The organism is Kitasatospora sp. NPDC127116 (assembly GCF_042677365.1).
Taxonomy (GTDB): Bacteria; Actinomycetota; Actinomycetes; order Streptomycetales; family Streptomycetaceae; genus Kitasatospora; species Kitasatospora lactacystinica.
In genome coordinates this window covers 55,824-70,610 of sequence record NZ_JBHXTL010000036.1, presented here as the reverse complement: position 1 = coordinate 70,610, position 14,787 = coordinate 55,824, and the positions used below count along the sequence as shown (strand labels likewise).

Genomic DNA, 14,787 nt, shown 5'->3' with positions numbered 1-14,787 from the left:
CCGGGCGCCGATGCGGGGTACGGCGCCCGACCCCCCCGCCGGGCGGGCGCGTCGTCGCGGGCGGGGCGGTGGCTGCCGTGCCGGCCCGTGACGACGCGCCGGGCGCCACGCCCTCTCGACGCGGACCGCCGCGGGCGAGCATCCTCGTGTCCCGGTGCGCGGCGTGCGGCCGCGCACCGTCCCCGCGTCGAGTGGAGGAACCCCCGTGGACCCCGTGGAGCGTCTCGTACTGGACCCGACCGGCCGCGCCCGCGATGCCGAGAGCGCCGAGCTGTGCGCGCGCGGAGCGGCCACGCCCGTCGACATCCTGGGCGTGCGGGCCTGGTCGGTTTCCGACCCGGTGCTGCTGGAGGAGCTGACCAAGGACCCGCGCGTCTCCAAGGACGGCGCGCAGCACTGGCCGGACTTCGCCGAGGTGGTGCGGACCTGGCCGCTGGCGATCTGGGTGAGCGCGCACAACATGTTCAACGCGCACGGCGCCGACCACCGGCGGCTGCGCCGGCTGGTGGGCGGCGCCTTCACCGCCCGCCAGGTCGCCACCATGACCGCCCGCGTCGAGGAGCTGACCGACGCACTGCTGGACGGCCTGGCCGCCTGCGCCCCCGGCGAGGTGGTGGACCTGCGCGAGCGCCTGGCCTACCCGCTGCCGATCCAGGTCATCTCCCGGCTGCTGGGCCTGCCCGACGACATCACGGACACCTTCCGGGGCATGGTCGACAAGGTCTTCTCCACCACCTTGTCCGCCGAGGAGTCGGCGGCCACCGTGACCGCGTTCCTGGCCCTGCTGGAGGAGCTGATCGCCGCCAAGCGCCGCGAGCCGGGCGAGGACCTGACCTCGGCGCTGATCGCCGCCCGCGACCACGAGAGCGACGGCGAAGCCCGCGCGCTGAGCGAGGAGGAACTGCGCGACACCGTGCTGCTGATCGTCTCGGCCGGCTACGAGACCACCGTCAACCTGATCGACAACGGCATCACCGACCTGCTCACCCACCCCGAGCAGCTCGCCCTGGTGCGCGCGGGCAAGGCCGGCTGGGACGACGTCGTCGAGGAGGCGCTGCGCCGCAACGCGCCGGTCGCGCACCTGCCGATGCGCTACGCGGTGGAGGACATCGAGCTGCCCGGCGGGGTGACGGTGCGCCGGGGCGAGGCGATCCTCGCCGCCTACGCGGCCGCCGGGCGCCACCCGGTGCGCTACGGCGACAGCGGCGCCGACTTCGACGTCACCCGGCCGGTCAAGGACCACCTCGCCTTCGGGCACGGGGTGCACTTCTGCCTCGGCGCGCCGCTGGCCCGCCTGGAGGGGCGCACCGCGCTGAGCCGGCTGTTCGAGCGCTTCCCCGACCTCGCCCTCGCCCCGGACGCGCGGCTGGAGCCGGTCGACTCGCTGATCTCCAACGGGCACCGGGCGCTGCCGGTGCTGCTCGGCCCGCAGGCGCCGAAGGCGTCCTGACGCTCCGGCGCCCCCGCCGGCCGGCCCGCCACGCGCACCGCCGGCCCTCTCCGGCGCCCGCGCCCCCGCGCCCGCTGCCCTCCTTTGCACGCTCGCCCGGGTGGCGCAGCGGGGCGGGCCGGTACGGGCGGGTCGTGTTAGCAATGGCCGGAGGGGGCGGGGGGTGTCCACGCGGACGCACGCGAAGCACTGGAGACCGGAGACCGTCGTGTCGCACCACCTCAGCGGACCGAACCTGCGCTCACCGGAGGGTGACGCGCGCCTGGATCTGACCGACCTGTTCGCCTTCGCCTCGCCGGAGCCGGGCCGGACGGTGCTGATCATGAACGTGAACCCGGTCGCGCCCAGTGGCGGGCAGGCCTTCCATCCGGAGGCGGTGTACCGGATCGACATCGACACCGACGGCGACCAGCGGGCCGACATCGCGTACAGCTTCACCTTCTCCGAGCCGGTGGGCGGGGCGCAGAGCATGACGGTGCGGCGTACCACCGGCGAGGGGGCGCGCGGGCACGAGGCGAGCGGCGAGGTGCTGGTGTCGCGGGCGCCGGTGAGTTTCACGGGCACCCCGGCGGTGGTGGAGGCGGGGTCGTACCGGGTGAGTGCGGGGCTGCGCAGCGACCCGTTCTTCGCGGACCTGGACGGGATCGTGAAGGACTTCCAGTGGACGGGGGTGGACTGGGGCGCGGACAAGAACGTCTTCGGGATCGTGCTGGAGGCGCCGGACGCGGCGTTCGGCGAGGTGCCGGAGATCGGGGTGTGGGCGCGGGTGAGCGTGCGCAAGGACGGTCGGCTGGTGTCGGTGGACCGGGGTGCGCATCCGTCGCTGACGGCGTACTTCAACGAGGAGGACGTGAAGGACGCGTACAACGCCGGGGAGCCGGTGGACGACTGGGTGACCTACCGTGATCCGTGGACGGCGAAGCTGCAGCACTTCGGCGGGTACACCACGGACGCGGCGCACGCGCAGCTGCGGATCGTGCTGCCGGACGTCCTGCGCTACGACCGGGCCCGCCCGGCCGTCTACCCGAACGGGCGCTCGCTGACCGACGACGTGACCTCGGCGCGGCTGACGATGCTCACCGACGGCAAGGTGTCCGGTGACCACATCGGGCCGCACACCGATCTGCTGCCGGCCTTCCCGTACCTGGGCCACCCGCACTGACCTCGGGGGCCCGCCCTGTGGAGGGTTCCGGCCCGTGGAGGGTTCCGGCCCGTGGAGGGTTCCCGGCCCGTGGGGCAAGCAGGCGCGCCCCTGTCAGATGTCAGGGACCGCTGCGGGCGCCGGATTCCTAGGCTGACGGGCACCGGACGGACGGGTCGTCCGTCCTCGTACCAGCCAAGGGAGAACCACTCATGCGCAGGATCACCCACGCCGTCGCCGCCCTGGCCATGGCCGCCGCCGCGCTGACCACGATGGGGGCCGGCAGTGCCGGCGCCGCCGCCGGCGACTGGGCGGGCTGCCCGTCCGGGGCGGTCTGCATCTACCCGCAGGACCAGGACCCGGCGGTCAGCCCCAGTGCCGTCTACCGGAGCTACGGCGCGCACAACCTGAGCGGCCAGTACGGCAACCACTGGGTGCTCAACAACCAGACCGGCGGCGCGCACGCCCACCTGTGCCGTGCCTCGGGCGGCGGTGACTGCGTCTACGACATCGCGGCGCAGCGCGGCGTGTACTACGACCTGGGTCCGATCAACTCGATCACGCTCGACCGTCCCTGACGTTCCGTCAGGTCAGAGCCGGGGGTGCCCGCCGTCCGAGGGGAGCGGCGGGCATTCCGCTTTCCCGCGCCGCGGGCGCGCCGCCCGTCCGAGGCGTGTTCACGAAGATAACGAATGGTGGTGGATTCCGGGGAGTCTGGTTTTACTTATTGACGTCATGTACGCGCCCAGGTTTAACTCCCCCCACCCCGCCGCGAAGCCGCGGCGATCCCAGGGAGAGGTATCCGATGAACGCCGTACTGCGTCGCGCCCTCGTCTCCACCATGGGCCTCGCGCTGACCCTGTCCATGACCGCCGCGTGCGGGAAGGCCGGCGGCGCCAAGAACGAGGCATCCGCCGCCGGCAACCCCGACGCCATCGGCCTACTGCTGCCCGAGAACGCCTCCTCCGTGCGCTACGAGTCCTTCGACCGGCCGTTCATCGAGGCCAAGGTCAAGTCCCTGTGCGCACAGTGCAAGGTGCTGTACAACAACGCCGAGGGCAGCGCGGCCAAGCAGAAGCAGCAGTTCGACACCCTGCTCACCCAGGGCGTCAAGGTGATCATCCTCGACCCGTACGACGCCGACTCCACCCAGAGCTGGGTCGAGGAGGCCGCCGCCAAGGGCGTCAAGGTCCTCGCCTACGACCGCCTGGCCAGCGGCCCGGTCGCCGCGTACACCTCCTTCGACAACGAGAAGGTCGGCGAACTCCAGGGCCGGGCCCTGCTGGACGCGCTCGGCCCGCAGGCCGCCGAGGCCAACATCGTCATGATCGACGGCGACGAGGCCGACCCGAACTCCGCGCAGTTCAAGTCCGGCGCGCACAAGGCCCTCGACGGGAAGATCAAGAAGGTCGTCTACGAGCAGTCCGGGCAGTGGAACGCCGCCGTCGCCGCGCAGAAGATCTCCGCCGCCGTCACCGAGTTCGGCAAGAACGGCTTCCAGGGCGTCTACTCCGCCAACGACGGCATGGCCGCCGCCATCATCACCCAGCTCAAGGGCGCCGGCATCAACATCCCCGTCGGCGGCCAGGACGCCAGCCTGGACGCCATCCAGCGCGTCGTGAACGGCGACCAGGCGTACACCATCTACAAGGCCTACCGCCCGATCACCGACACCGCCGCCGAACTGGCCGTCGCCCTGCTGCGGGGCAAGGACGTCAAGAGCATCGCCCCCGACAGCGTCGACAGCGCCACCGCCAAGAACATCCCGTCCAAGCTGCTGGACGCCAAGGTCGTCACCAGGGACACCATCGCCACCACCGTGGTGGCCGACGGCATCTACAAGGTCTCCGACATCTGCACCGCCGACTACGCCGCCGCGTGCGCCGCCGCCGGCCTCAAGTAGGCCCCCTCCAGCAGAACCCTCTCCAGCAGGACCCCTTCAGCAGGCCCCTCTCCAGCAGGCCTCGGCTATCACACCAAGTAGCCGCTCCCCCAAGGTGGTTGTTCCCGTGACAGGCGCACCCGTCCTGCAGCTGCGCTCGGTCTCCAAGCGCTTCGGTGCCGTCCAGGCCCTCACCGACGTCGACCTCACCGTCCACGCCGGCGAGGTGCTCGCCCTCGTCGGCGACAACGGCGCCGGCAAGTCCACCCTCGTCAAGACCATCGCCGGCGTCCACCCCGTGGACGAGGGCACCCTCGCCTGGCACGGCGAGCCGGTGCGCCTGGCCCGCCCCCAGGACGCCACCGCCCTCGGCATCGCGACCGTCTACCAGGACCTCGCGCTGTGCGACAACCTCGACGTCATCGCCAACCTCTTCCTCGGCCACGAGAAACGCCGCCGCGGCCTGCTCGACGAGGTCGCCATGGAACAGCACGCCCGGCGGCTGCTGGACACCCTCTCCATCCGCATCCCCGACGTGCGCACCCCCGTGGCCGCCCTGTCCGGCGGACAGCGCCAGGTGGTGGCCATCGCCCGCGCCCTGGTCGGCGAGCCGGCCCTGGTCGTCCTGGACGAGCCCACCGCGGCCCTCGGCGTCGAACAGACCGCCCAGGTCCTCGACCTGGTGGAGCGGCTGCGCGGGCAGGGCCTGGCGGTCGTGCTGGTCAGCCACAACATGGCCGACGTACGGGCGGTGGCCGACACCGTCGCCGTCCTGCGCCTTGGCCGCAACAACGGCGTCTTCCCGGTGGCCGGCACCACCCAGGAGCAGATCGTCGCCGCGATCACCGGCGCCACCGACAACGCCCACGCCCGCCGGGCCCGCCGCACCGGGCACACCGAGGAGGCCGGGCACACCGGGCACACCGGGCCCACCGAGGAGGCCGAGGCCGTATGAGCACCCCCGAAGCACCCGCCCCCGCCCCCGCCCCCGCGGCCACGCCGGACCCCAGGCTGCACCGCACCGAACCGGGCTGGGCCGGCCAACTGCGCGCCGCCCGCCGGCGCCTGGCCTCCGGCGAGCTCGGCTCACTGCCGGTCGTCGTCGGCCTCGTCGTGATCGCCGTCGTCTTCCAGTCCGTCACCCACCACTTCCTGCAGGCCGACAACCTCACCAACATCACCCGCTTCATCGCCGGGCCCGGCCTGATCGCGGTCGGTGTCGTCTTCGTGCTGATCCTCGGCGAGATCGACCTCTCCCTCGGCTCGGTCGCCGGCGCCGGCGCCGCCATCGCGGCGGTGCTGACGGTGCGCCAGGGCTGGAGCGAGTGGGTGGCGATCCTCGCCGCCCTCGGCGCGGCCTGCGTCATGGGGCTGCTGCACGGCCTGTTCTTCGCCCGCGTCGGCGTGCCCGCCTTCGTGGTCACCCTCGCCGGGATGCTCGCCTGGAGCGGCCTGCAGGAGTACGTGCTCGGCGACGGCGGCACCGTCAACAACCGCCACGGCGGCGTCGTCGCCGGCCTGGACAGCACCTTCCTCGGCGACGGCGACATCGCCTACGCCTGGGCCCTGGCCGTCCTCGCCCCCGTCCTCTACCTGGCCGCCCGCCTGAACACCGCCCGCCGGCGCCGCGCCGCCGGCCTCACCGCACCCCCCGCCGCCGACAGCGCCGTGCGCGCCGCCGCCCTCGCCGTCCTCACCCTCGCCACCGCCTACACCCTCAACCAGGACCGCGGCCTGCCGCTGTCCCTGGTCGTCCTGCTCGGCGCCGTCCTCGCCACCGACTTCGTGCTGCGCCGCACCCGCTACGGCCGCCAGGTCTTCGCCGTCGGCGGCGGCGTCGAGGCCGCCCGGCGCGCGGGCGTCAACGTCGCCCGGGTACGGATCTCCGTCTTCGTGCTCTCCGCGTTCCTGGCGGGCCTGGGCGGCCTGTTCTACGCCTCCCAGCAGGGCTCCGCCGACAAGCAACTGGGCAGCGGCAACGTCCTGATGAGCGCCATCGCCGCGGCCGTCATCGGCGGCACCAGCCTCTTCGGCGGCCGCGGCAAGACCTGGTCCGCCCTGCTGGGCATCCTCGTCATCCAGTCCATCACCACCGGCCTGGACATGGTCCACGCCGCCCAGGCCATCCAGTACATGATCACCGGCGCGGTGCTGCTGGCCGCCGTCGTCCTCGACTCCCTCACCCGCCGCACCCGCAGCAGCGGCCGCCGGTAGCGCCGCCCGGCACCCAACGGCCCGGCGCCCCGCCGCATCGCGGGGCGCCGGGCCCTTTCGCGGCCCGCCTCCCACTCCGGAGCCCGCCTCCCGCTCCGGCACCGCGGGAGGACCGGCCGATGTTCGCACTGCTCCCCGGCCTCGGGGGCCGGCTGCCGGGCGCGACGGGCACCCTGCGGTTCGGCCTGGACGAGGGGGCGACGGCCGAGACCCTGGCCGGGCTCGGCCCGCTCCCGCCGAGGCCCGTACCCGACACGGTCCGGAGCCGCACCGCCCGCTGGGCGGACATCGAAGTGACCGCCGGTGCCGATGAGTTGGACGGCGCCGAGGCGCCCTGGCTGAGGCGGAAGCCGCCGAGGCCGAACGCGCCCTCCGCGGCTCCCCGTACCTGTGGACCACGGAACGCGACCGGTGGCAGCTCCACGAGAGCGGCGGCGGCCATGTGGTCCGGCGCCGGGACGCGCCGTGGACGCACCTGCTGGTCTGCAACGACACCTTGGCGCAGCGGATCACTGCCGAGATGCTCGCCGCCGGCGTGGACGTCGTTCCGGAGCGGTTCTGATCCCTCCCCGGCCCCTGTCGCGGGTCCGGGCCGAGCCGTCGACCGAGCCGTCGACCGGGCCCGTGACGGAGAGCCCGGTGGACGGCCGTCACCGCGGTTGCCGGGTCCCGAGCGCCCGGGCGAGCTGCCTGCCCTGCGCGGGTGTGATGCCGTGGGCGAGCTGCCGGGCGAACCGCGGGCTTCCCGGGACGTCGCACCGCAGGATCCCGGCGACGGCGCGCTCCCGCCCTGCCCGGGGCCGGCCCCATCGCCGGCCCTGCGGTGCGCTCCAGCGAGCGGGTGCCCAGCGCGGGTGCCGCAGGACGAAGGCGGCAAGGTGCGCCGCGTTCTCCGGCGGTGTCCCGACGGCGGCCAGCGCCGCCCGCACCACCTCTGCGGCGTCCGGCGGCAGTTGCGCGTCGCCGAGTATCGGCAGCAGGAGCAGAAGCCGCACCGACGGGTCGTGCACACCGGGCGCGGCGTGGTCGGGCGTGTTCGCGACGTGGATCAGCTCCCGCCAGGACAGGCCCGGTCCCTGCTGGTGTTCCGGCTCCGGGAGGTGGGTGTCGACGGCGGCGAGACGACCTCGCACCCGGCCCCAGTCGGGGTGGACGACCAGGTACTCCGTTCCCCACTCCGTGGGGAGGTCGCAGCTGTACACGTGCACCGCGTGCCCGCCACCGAAGGGCAGGCGCGCCTCCAGCCCCTCCAGCATCGACGTCTCCCACGCGGCGTCGGCCTCGGCGCCACCGGTACCGAACCACCCCGCGACCAGCTCGCGCTCCGTCTCCGCCACCGCGCAATGCCGCGTCAGGTACGCGGCCCACCACTCCGGTCGGGCCGCTGTCCTCCCGCCATGTCCGTCGTCCAGCACCGGACCAGGCTCCCATGCCCCGCCGCGCAGGATCGGTGCCCCGACGGCCAGGTCGCCTTGTCTCTCCCCCCCCGGAGCCGCACCCTTCCTCCACGCCCGCACAGGCAACAGGGCCCGCATCGGACAAGTCGGCATCCCTGCCCACCTCGCGGACCCAGCAGCTGGCGGACCGGCACCCGAGGCGGGGGCGGGCCCGGACCGGTCCGGGCCCGCCCCCGCCTTCCCCGCGTGTCCCGTTCTCCAGCCTTCCCGCGCGTCCTGGCCGCCGCTCTGCGCGCTGGATCTTTAGGCCTGAAAGTCGCTATCCGAAACCGGTGATCAAACCATAGGAATGGCTCCACGGCCTGACCGGCCACCCCCGACCAGAAGGAGCCTCACCCATGATTCGCCTTCGTACCACCTGTATGGCCGTCGCCGCTACCGCCGCGATGCTCGCCCTGGCCGCCGCGCCCGCCCAGGCCGCCCCGGGTGACGTCACGACCTCGTGCGCAAGCGTGGTCACCCCGGCCGGCTTCGTCGACGTGAACTGGGGCTACAGCAGCAGTTGCGGCACGGGGAGCTTCAGCCCGAACATCAAGCAGATCAAGCAGCTCACCGGACTGCCCGTCGGCACCGTGGTCCAGGCCTGCTCCACCACCTACCCGCCCGCGGGCTGGGTCCAGACCAGCTCCTACTACACCAGCAGCTGCGTCGCCTGGTCGAACCCGAGCCTCAACAACAACGCCTGGCAGCTGAAGCGCGTCTCCTGATCCGGCGCCCCCGGCGGCTCCGCTGATCCGCTGATCCGCTGATCCGCCCGGACCCTCGGTCGGGTGCCTGACCCGAGGACCTGACCGAGGGCGCCGGGACCGGACGCGCCGGGACCGACGTGATCAGCGGGCATGCTCGGGGCCGATCGAAGACCGTGCAGTTGTTGAGGCGCCAGTTGTCGCTGCACCCCGGCTCCGGTGAGCAAGTCCCTTCTCCGAGCGCTCGGATCGCGCGGTCGAGCAACCCCGTCGACACGACCGCAATGCGGGCCGGAGACCGGCTGGACGGGCTGTGGTGCAACGGGGCTTCGCGGGCTGGTACCCGCGCGACGGACGCCCGGTCCGTCCGGGCAAGAACCCCACCCGGCCCAGGGCCAGGGTCCTCGCCGCCGACGACGGCAGCCTGCCACCCTCCGCCTCGGCGATCGTCTCCCTGCACGACACGACGGCTCGTCACGTCCGCCGCGGGCACATCATCAGCTGGAAGGGGTTCGCCGCACATGTCACCGGGACGAAACCTCGTTATCGAGACCGCCTTCCAGACCTACCCGGACGAGAACGACATCCCCCGGCCGAAGTCCTGGCGAACCCTTGGCACCTGAGCTCGCAAGATCACCGACAGAGCCGAGCTCGGGCGCTGCTCGCGGATGCACGACGCTGAACGCGCCCGGCTCCTGCCACGCTGCACAGGAAGTCGGCGGGTCCGACTTCCTGTGCACGGCGCGGAATTCAGATACGGGCCGCTTGGGTGCGGCAGTGGGTGAGGGCGTACTTGATGCGGGTGTCGGCGTTGAGAGCGGTGGTGAGGAGTTCGCCTGCGGTGACGAGGGTGGTCCAGTAGGTGGCGGGGTTGCCGGTGCGGGGCATGGGCCGGGCGGCGGCGAGGGAGAGGTAGGCGGCGGTGAGGTTGCCGGTGGTGAACCAGCGGTGCAGGCCGTGCTGGTGGCCGGGTCGGATGCCGCCCATGGCGTCGATGGCGGTCAGGAAGAGCTCGACGACGGCGTGTTCGGTGTCGGTGAGGGAGGCGGGGACGTCGAAGACGCCGAGGGCTTCGAGGAGTTCACCGGTGTCGGTCTCGGAACCCGCGCGGGGGTTGGCGAGGAGGGCGTCGTGGCACTCGTCGAGGCGGCGGATCGTCTCGGCGAGGGGGATGGTGAGGGCGAGGCAGACCGCGCGGGCGGAGGGGACGGGTTTGTGGGTGCGGCGGGCGAGGAGGGCGTAGGTGTCGGCGCGGGTGCGGCCGCGGGAGAGGGCGTGGCCGGCGAGGGTGGTGAGGTGCATGGGGGGTTCTGGGCTTTCAGGCGGTGACGAGGACGGACGCGGGGCGACGAGGGCCCAGACGTACTTGCCGATGCCGCCGGGGCGGTTGGCGCTGCCCCAGCGTTCGGCGAGCCGGTCGACGAGGAGCAGGCCTCGGCCGTGTTCGTCGTCGGGGGTTGGGGTGTGGAGGGTGGGGTGGTCGGTGCCGGCGTCGTGGACTTCCAGCCGCAGACGGGAGCCGGTGACGGTGAAGCGGACCTCGATGTGGCAATCGTCGGGGGCGTCGGAGTGCTGGACGGCGTTGGCGAACAACTCGCCGAGGAGCAACTCGGCGGTGTCGCGGTAGCGCTCGCCGGAAGGCATGCCCGCCAGGTAGGCGCGCAACAGGTACCGCGCCAGGGGCGTGGATTCGGTCCGCGAGTCAAGGCGCGCGACGAAAACGCGGGGCTGGTGGGTTTTGAGCATGGGGGTACCTCGAAGGGGCGGAGTGGGGACATGCGAAAGAAGTGCGGCATCACGCCGCACCTGTCTGATACGGCACCACCCAATGGTTGGCGTTAAGGCTCGATCACACGTACTGAAATCGCCACACCGAGCGAGGCCCGGTCCAAGCCTGGTAGGCGTATTGCACGTGACCACCCCTGACCAACTTGCTTTCCTGTCAACGTAGTTGCTGTAGCAAGTGGCCTGGAGCCGGGAATAGGCAGGCGGCGCACCATTGGTCACGCTCGAATCCTCGGGCAGTCCGACGGGACGTCATACCGCCTTTGCGGGACGTTTGGGACATCTGGCTGGTAGACCTTGAAACGTCCCTAACGTGGAAGGCCAACCGGTGAACAGCCCACTCCGTGACGCAATGACCCGTGCCAACATGACCTCGTCCAAGCTCGCGCGTGTGTGCGGCGTCGACCCCAAGACCGTCGACCGGTGGCTCGCGAACCCCTCGCGCGAACCCCACGCCCGACACCGCTCAGCGGCCAGCCGGGCCCTCGGCGAGGAGGAAGCCGTGCTCTGGCCATCCGTACAGCAGCTCGTGAAGTCGGGCCCGGACCGGGAGCTGGTGCAGATGTACCCGTACCGGTCCGCAGCACCGGCCACTCTGTGGCGTCATCTGATAAGGGGGGCAACCCGGGAGCTGACATTCGCCGGGTACACCAACTACTTCCTGTGGCTGGAGCATGCGAATTTCGGCAGTCTGCTTCGGCAGAAGCTGGCGGCTGGCGTCAGGGTCCGCTTCATCCTCGGCGTGCCCGGTCACCCGGTCACCCGTCAGCGCGAGTTGGAGGAGGACGTCCCCCTGAGTTTGACGACCCGGATCGAGGTCACCTTGTCCGAGCTTGCCAAGCTGCGTGACACGTCGATCGAGGCTCGACACGAGACCGCACACGTCTCACTCAGCGTGTTCCGTTTCGACGACGACATGATCGTCACGCCGCTCCTGCCGGGTAGGATCGGCCACGATGCCCCAATGATGCACCTCAGGCGGGCCCAGGACGACGGGGTGTTCGATCGCTTCGCCGGTCACATCGAGGATTTGTGGGCGAACGGCCGTGACGTATGGACGGCCCCGGCAGCAGAGGTGGTGGATCATGCCCAGGCGTGATTACGAGGACGACCCGAACGCCCCGGCCGCCAACTCGCTGGTCCCGGCCGCATCCGTGGTCGTGGTCGACGATGCGGGCCGTGTCCTGCTCCAGCGGCGCAGCGACAATGGGATGTGGGCCCTGCCCGGCGGAAAGATGGACATCGGCGAGTCGCTCGCCGGGTGCGGCATCCGCGAGACGTACGAGGAGACCGGCATCGACGTCGAGATCACCGGGATCGTCGGCACCTACACCGACCCCCGCCACGTCTTCGCCTACGACGACGGCGAGGTCCGCCAGGAGTTCTCCATCTGCCTGCTCGCACGCCCGGTCAGCGGGAAGCTGCGGGTGTCCGACGAGTCCCACGAGGTGGCCTGGTTCACCCCGGCCGAGACGGACGGGCTGCCGATGGTGGCGAGCATCCGCAAACGGCTGGCCGACTGGCGCTCCGGGGCGATCCCCGTGGTGCGCTGACACGACTGGTGCGCGCGGGAGGTCGTGGCGGCGGTGCCGCCGCGGGCGGCCCGCCTGCCGCTGGTTGTTGATCTCCGCGAGATGCTGGCCCTGCCGAACTAGGGACGCCGGGCGAGCAGTTGGAGCAGCCCGGTGACCGCGACGCCTGCCACGATCTCCCGCCGGTCGATCATGTCCTGGATCCGGGAGATCGGGATCCACTCGATCCGGTCGGCCTCATGGGTGTCCGCCGGCGGTGCGACATAGGTGGCGCCGTGGGCAAGGAACACGTGGTGCTCGGCGTTGCTCATGCCGCCGATGGGCTGGGTGTAGGCGAGTGCCTCGACCTCGTCCACCTGCCAGCCGGTTTCCTCGAACACCTCGCGGACCGCTGCGGCCTCGAGGGATTCTCCGTCCTCAACGATGCCGCTGGGGATCTCCCAGCTCCAGGTACCCGTCGCGAAGCGGTGCCGCCACATCATCAGCACCTCGTCCCGATCGTTGATCACTACGACGGCAGCAACCGGTGCGAATCGCACCAGGTGGTGCTCGTACCGGTCCCTTCCGAGCGGCTCGACGTCGACCAGGTCGAGCCGCACCCACGGGCTGGTGTAGACGGGACGGCTGCCGTGGACGGTCCACTCGCTGCTCACTCGTACCTCATGATCTCGGTGGGGCGGGTCGGCGCCATCCTGCCAGAGGTGCCTGCGACGGCGGCACGGCCGACGACCAGTACTGGAAGCGCATGACCGAGCCCGCTCCCGACGGATACGCCGACTCCCCGGCCCTGGTCGGCAACGCTCGGCTCGCTCCGGCGTTGAACTCGGCGATCAGATGCGGAAGTTCCGCCAGCGAGTCGATTCGGAACGTCGCCTGCTCCGCGGCCGGATCGTGCTGCTGGATCCAGCCCCACGGCCCGCGCCGGATCAACGCTGTCCGCATCTCCGCTGCTCGGGCGGGGAGCACGTCGCTGTCGAGCCGGTCACCGATGTAGAGGATCTCGTGCGGCTCGGCGGGTGTCACCTCGGCGACGCGCTCGAAGAAGGCGAGGTCCGGCTTGCTCACGCCCAAGTCGTCAGAGGTGCCGATCAGGTCGACGTCGTCCGTGGACAGTCGGCGAAGGATCGGTCCTGTCGCACGCTCCTGACCCTCCCCAACCGGGCGCTGGTCGGGTCCACGGAGACGCCTCAACGGAGACACCTGGAACAAGATGCCGAGATGGTGGCCCGATGGGTCGATGGATACGATCGACTCCAGGTCAACGCGCTCAGCCAGCCGGACAGTTCGGCCATGATCCGGGAGGAACGGAAGGAACTGGACCATGCATGACCCAACGGGCGCCAAGTGGCGCAAGAGCACCTACAGCAATGGCGGGGGCGGCTGCATCGAAGTGGATGACGCGCACCCGGGCAGGGTCCGTGACTCCAAGGACCCCCAGGGGCCGACTCTGGTCTTCCCATCCGAGGCCTGGGCGTCGTTCGTCGCTGCTGTCCGCAGCGGCGAGTTCGGCGAAGTCTGAACCGCAGGCCCTGGCGTCCTGGCCCGGGACGGTTCCAGGAGCATCGCGACGTGCGGTGAAGAGGCTGCCGGGCGCTCCGTCGGGGCCGCCGGTTCGCAGCCGACTTCCTTCGCTGTCCGAGGACACCGTGAGCAACTGACGCCAGGACTCGTGGTCGAATCCGGCGGCGTTCGACCGCGATGCCCTGAGCGGCTGCTGGAATGGCTGGCGGTCAGGTCGTGAAATCACCACCCGCCGTTCCGAGGATCAGACGTGAGGGGGCGATCGGCGTGTCGAACCCGATCGCCGCGACGACGAAGAACGAGATTCCGATACCGAAGGCCACGGAATGGGGCTGGTCGAGGTTGAACGTGTTCTGACCGTCCAGCCCGGTGCGGTGTTCGCCTTCGCCGGCGAGGTCCTCGAATTGCTGGATGGGCCCTCCGGAGGCGTCCCAGACGTGCACCCGGGTGAGCCGGCCGAATCCGACGTCGGTCTTGAACAGGACGAAGACCCTGACCAGGTTCGTCCGGACGTCGTTGACGATCACCGGCGTCGGTACGGCGATGTGGAACCAGCTGGTCTTCCCGGGTGTGATGTCCACGTCGGAGCCCCACCCGAAGTGTCCGTTGCGGCTGAGGTTCTCGGGATTCTCCACCACCATGGCGTTCCCGTGGACCCAACTCGCCTGCAGCGCCACAATACCCACCTCCTCGGCAGGTTATTCCTTTTCTTGCAGTCTCACACTCCGGAGCCCTGGCTCACAAGAGTCCGGCCCCGCATACTTTCTGCTGTCGCGGGCCCATTACCGATTCGTACAGTAACGGTGAAGGCGGCGGCTCGCCGCATGAGCCCGGACACGCAATTCGCCGAGCCCCGGCCGGGGACGGACGGCCTGCCTGCCATCGCGCAAAGCGCTCTTTCCGGCGATGACCGGCTGTGCGCACTTCCCGCGATGCGGGTACGCGCTCGCCGACGACATCGAGGACGTCCACGCCGCGGGGGGCGTCGGGCGGGCCCCCGTACCCCGCCCCACCCCCGGGGCGGGGGGGGGGTGGGGGAGGGCGGCACCCGCCACGCCCCCGGTGTCCCGGGGGTGGTGAGCAGGTTGGCCCCGTGCGGCCGCGGCGGCCACAGCCGCC

The 14,787-nt window shown here is 71.5% G+C and carries 15 protein-coding genes; 10 read left to right on the top strand and 5 right to left on the bottom strand.

The window, feature by feature from the left end:
- The first annotated feature begins 205 nt into the window (after window positions 1-205).
- The 6 genes from ACFVHV_RS17140 to ACFVHV_RS17115 all read left to right on the top strand — a co-directional run bounded on the left by ACFVHV_RS17140 (window position 206) and on the right by ACFVHV_RS17115 (window position 6,687).
- A complete protein-coding gene (locus ACFVHV_RS17140; protein ID WP_380351851.1) occupies window positions 206-1,450 on the top strand; it encodes a cytochrome P450 in 1,245 nt (414 codons plus the stop codon).
- A gap of 208 nt (window positions 1,451-1,658) precedes the next feature.
- Window positions 1,659-2,612, top strand: coding sequence for a DUF4331 family protein (locus ACFVHV_RS17135; protein ID WP_359912975.1), 954 nt, complete (start codon window positions 1,659-1,661; stop codon window positions 2,610-2,612).
- A gap of 191 nt (window positions 2,613-2,803) precedes the next feature.
- The gene (locus tag ACFVHV_RS17130; protein ID WP_359912972.1) at window positions 2,804-3,169 is read left to right on the top strand and encodes a hypothetical protein; all 366 of its coding nucleotides are present in this window, start codon (window positions 2,804-2,806) and stop codon (window positions 3,167-3,169) included.
- A gap of 227 nt (window positions 3,170-3,396) precedes the next feature.
- Window positions 3,397-4,494, top strand: coding sequence for a substrate-binding domain-containing protein (locus ACFVHV_RS17125; RefSeq protein ID WP_380351849.1), 1,098 nt, complete (start codon window positions 3,397-3,399; stop codon window positions 4,492-4,494).
- 106 nt (window positions 4,495-4,600) lie between these two features.
- Window positions 4,601-5,428, top strand: a complete 828-nt coding sequence (locus tag ACFVHV_RS17120) for an ATP-binding cassette domain-containing protein (RefSeq protein WP_380351847.1) — start codon at window positions 4,601-4,603, stop codon at window positions 5,426-5,428.
- Entirely contained in the window at window positions 5,425-6,687 is a 1,263-nt protein-coding gene (locus tag ACFVHV_RS17115; protein WP_359912963.1) for a sugar ABC transporter permease, read from the top strand. Before ACFVHV_RS17120 ends, ACFVHV_RS17115 begins: the two co-directional genes overlap by 4 nt.
- Window positions 6,688-7,337: 650 nt before the next feature.
- Here the strand turns inward: ACFVHV_RS17115 and ACFVHV_RS17110 are convergent.
- The gene (locus tag ACFVHV_RS17110; protein WP_380351845.1) at window positions 7,338-8,024 is read right to left on the bottom strand and encodes a hypothetical protein; all 687 of its coding nucleotides are present in this window, start codon (window positions 8,022-8,024) and stop codon (window positions 7,338-7,340) included.
- A 458-nt stretch (window positions 8,025-8,482) separates the two neighbouring features.
- On the opposite strand from ACFVHV_RS17110, the gene ACFVHV_RS17105 reads away from it, so the two are divergent.
- The gene (locus ACFVHV_RS17105) at window positions 8,483-8,851 is read left to right on the top strand and encodes a hypothetical protein (RefSeq protein WP_359915459.1); all 369 of its coding nucleotides are present in this window, start codon (window positions 8,483-8,485) and stop codon (window positions 8,849-8,851) included.
- Between the two features lie 729 nt (window positions 8,852-9,580).
- Here ACFVHV_RS17105 and ACFVHV_RS17100 read toward each other — a convergent pair.
- On the bottom strand, window positions 9,581-10,576 hold the full coding sequence (locus ACFVHV_RS17100) for an ATP-binding protein (RefSeq protein ID WP_380351843.1): 996 nt from the start codon (window positions 10,574-10,576) through the stop codon (window positions 9,581-9,583).
- Between the two features lie 391 nt (window positions 10,577-10,967).
- Here ACFVHV_RS17100 and ACFVHV_RS17095 point away from each other — a divergent pair, with 391 nt between their 5' ends.
- Together ACFVHV_RS17095 and ACFVHV_RS17090 are read left to right on the top strand one after the other, a co-directional pair.
- Entirely contained in the window at window positions 10,968-11,714 is a 747-nt protein-coding gene (locus ACFVHV_RS17095; protein WP_359915454.1) for an XRE family transcriptional regulator, read from the top strand.
- Complete coding sequence (locus tag ACFVHV_RS17090; RefSeq protein WP_380351841.1) at window positions 11,701-12,168, top strand: NUDIX hydrolase; 468 nt, start codon at window positions 11,701-11,703, stop codon at window positions 12,166-12,168. Before ACFVHV_RS17095 ends, ACFVHV_RS17090 begins: the two co-directional genes overlap by 14 nt.
- A gap of 98 nt (window positions 12,169-12,266) precedes the next feature.
- Here ACFVHV_RS17090 and ACFVHV_RS17085 read toward each other — a convergent pair whose 3' ends face one another.
- The gene (locus tag ACFVHV_RS17085) at window positions 12,267-12,800 is read right to left on the bottom strand and encodes an NUDIX hydrolase (RefSeq protein WP_359915450.1); all 534 of its coding nucleotides are present in this window, start codon (window positions 12,798-12,800) and stop codon (window positions 12,267-12,269) included.
- A gap of 7 nt (window positions 12,801-12,807) precedes the next feature.
- The gene (locus tag ACFVHV_RS17080; RefSeq protein WP_380351839.1) at window positions 12,808-13,470 is read right to left on the bottom strand and encodes an HAD family hydrolase; all 663 of its coding nucleotides are present in this window, start codon (window positions 13,468-13,470) and stop codon (window positions 12,808-12,810) included.
- On the opposite strand from ACFVHV_RS17080, the gene ACFVHV_RS17075 reads away from it, so the two are divergent.
- Window positions 13,469-13,666 (top strand): DUF397 domain-containing protein, encoded by a 198-nt coding sequence (locus ACFVHV_RS17075; protein WP_359915447.1) that lies wholly within the window; start codon window positions 13,469-13,471, stop codon window positions 13,664-13,666. The two genes, ACFVHV_RS17080 and ACFVHV_RS17075, sit on opposite strands and share 2 nt — an antisense overlap.
- A gap of 211 nt (window positions 13,667-13,877) precedes the next feature.
- On the opposite strand, the gene ACFVHV_RS17070 is transcribed toward ACFVHV_RS17075, so the two are convergent.
- Window positions 13,878-14,345, bottom strand: coding sequence for a DUF6623 family protein (locus ACFVHV_RS17070; protein WP_359915445.1), 468 nt, complete (start codon window positions 14,343-14,345; stop codon window positions 13,878-13,880).
- Between the last annotated feature and the right edge of the window lie 442 nt (window positions 14,346-14,787).

Bases quoted from the DNA above. Each gene is read 5' to 3' on its own strand.
- ACFVHV_RS17130 (WP_359912972.1), top strand. From the start codon at position 2,804: ATGCGCAGGATCACCCACGCCGTCGCCGCCCTGGCCATGGCCGCCGCC.
- ACFVHV_RS17090 (WP_380351841.1), top strand. From the start codon at position 11,701: ATGCCCAGGCGTGATTACGAGGACGACCCGAACGCCCCGGCCGCCAAC.
- ACFVHV_RS17100 (WP_380351843.1), bottom strand. From the start codon at position 10,576: ATGCTCAAAACCCACCAGCCCCGCGTTTTCGTCGCGCGCCTTGACTCG.
- ACFVHV_RS17075 (WP_359915447.1), top strand. From the start codon at position 13,469: ATGCATGACCCAACGGGCGCCAAGTGGCGCAAGAGCACCTACAGCAAT.
- ACFVHV_RS17115 (WP_359912963.1), top strand. From the start codon at position 5,425: ATGAGCACCCCCGAAGCACCCGCCCCCGCCCCCGCCCCCGCGGCCACG.
- ACFVHV_RS17105 (WP_359915459.1), top strand. From the start codon at position 8,483: ATGATTCGCCTTCGTACCACCTGTATGGCCGTCGCCGCTACCGCCGCG.
- ACFVHV_RS17080 (WP_380351839.1), bottom strand. From the start codon at position 13,470: ATGGTCCAGTTCCTTCCGTTCCTCCCGGATCATGGCCGAACTGTCCGG.
- ACFVHV_RS17095 (WP_359915454.1), top strand. From the start codon at position 10,968: ATGACCCGTGCCAACATGACCTCGTCCAAGCTCGCGCGTGTGTGCGGC.
- ACFVHV_RS17125 (WP_380351849.1), top strand. From the start codon at position 3,397: ATGAACGCCGTACTGCGTCGCGCCCTCGTCTCCACCATGGGCCTCGCG.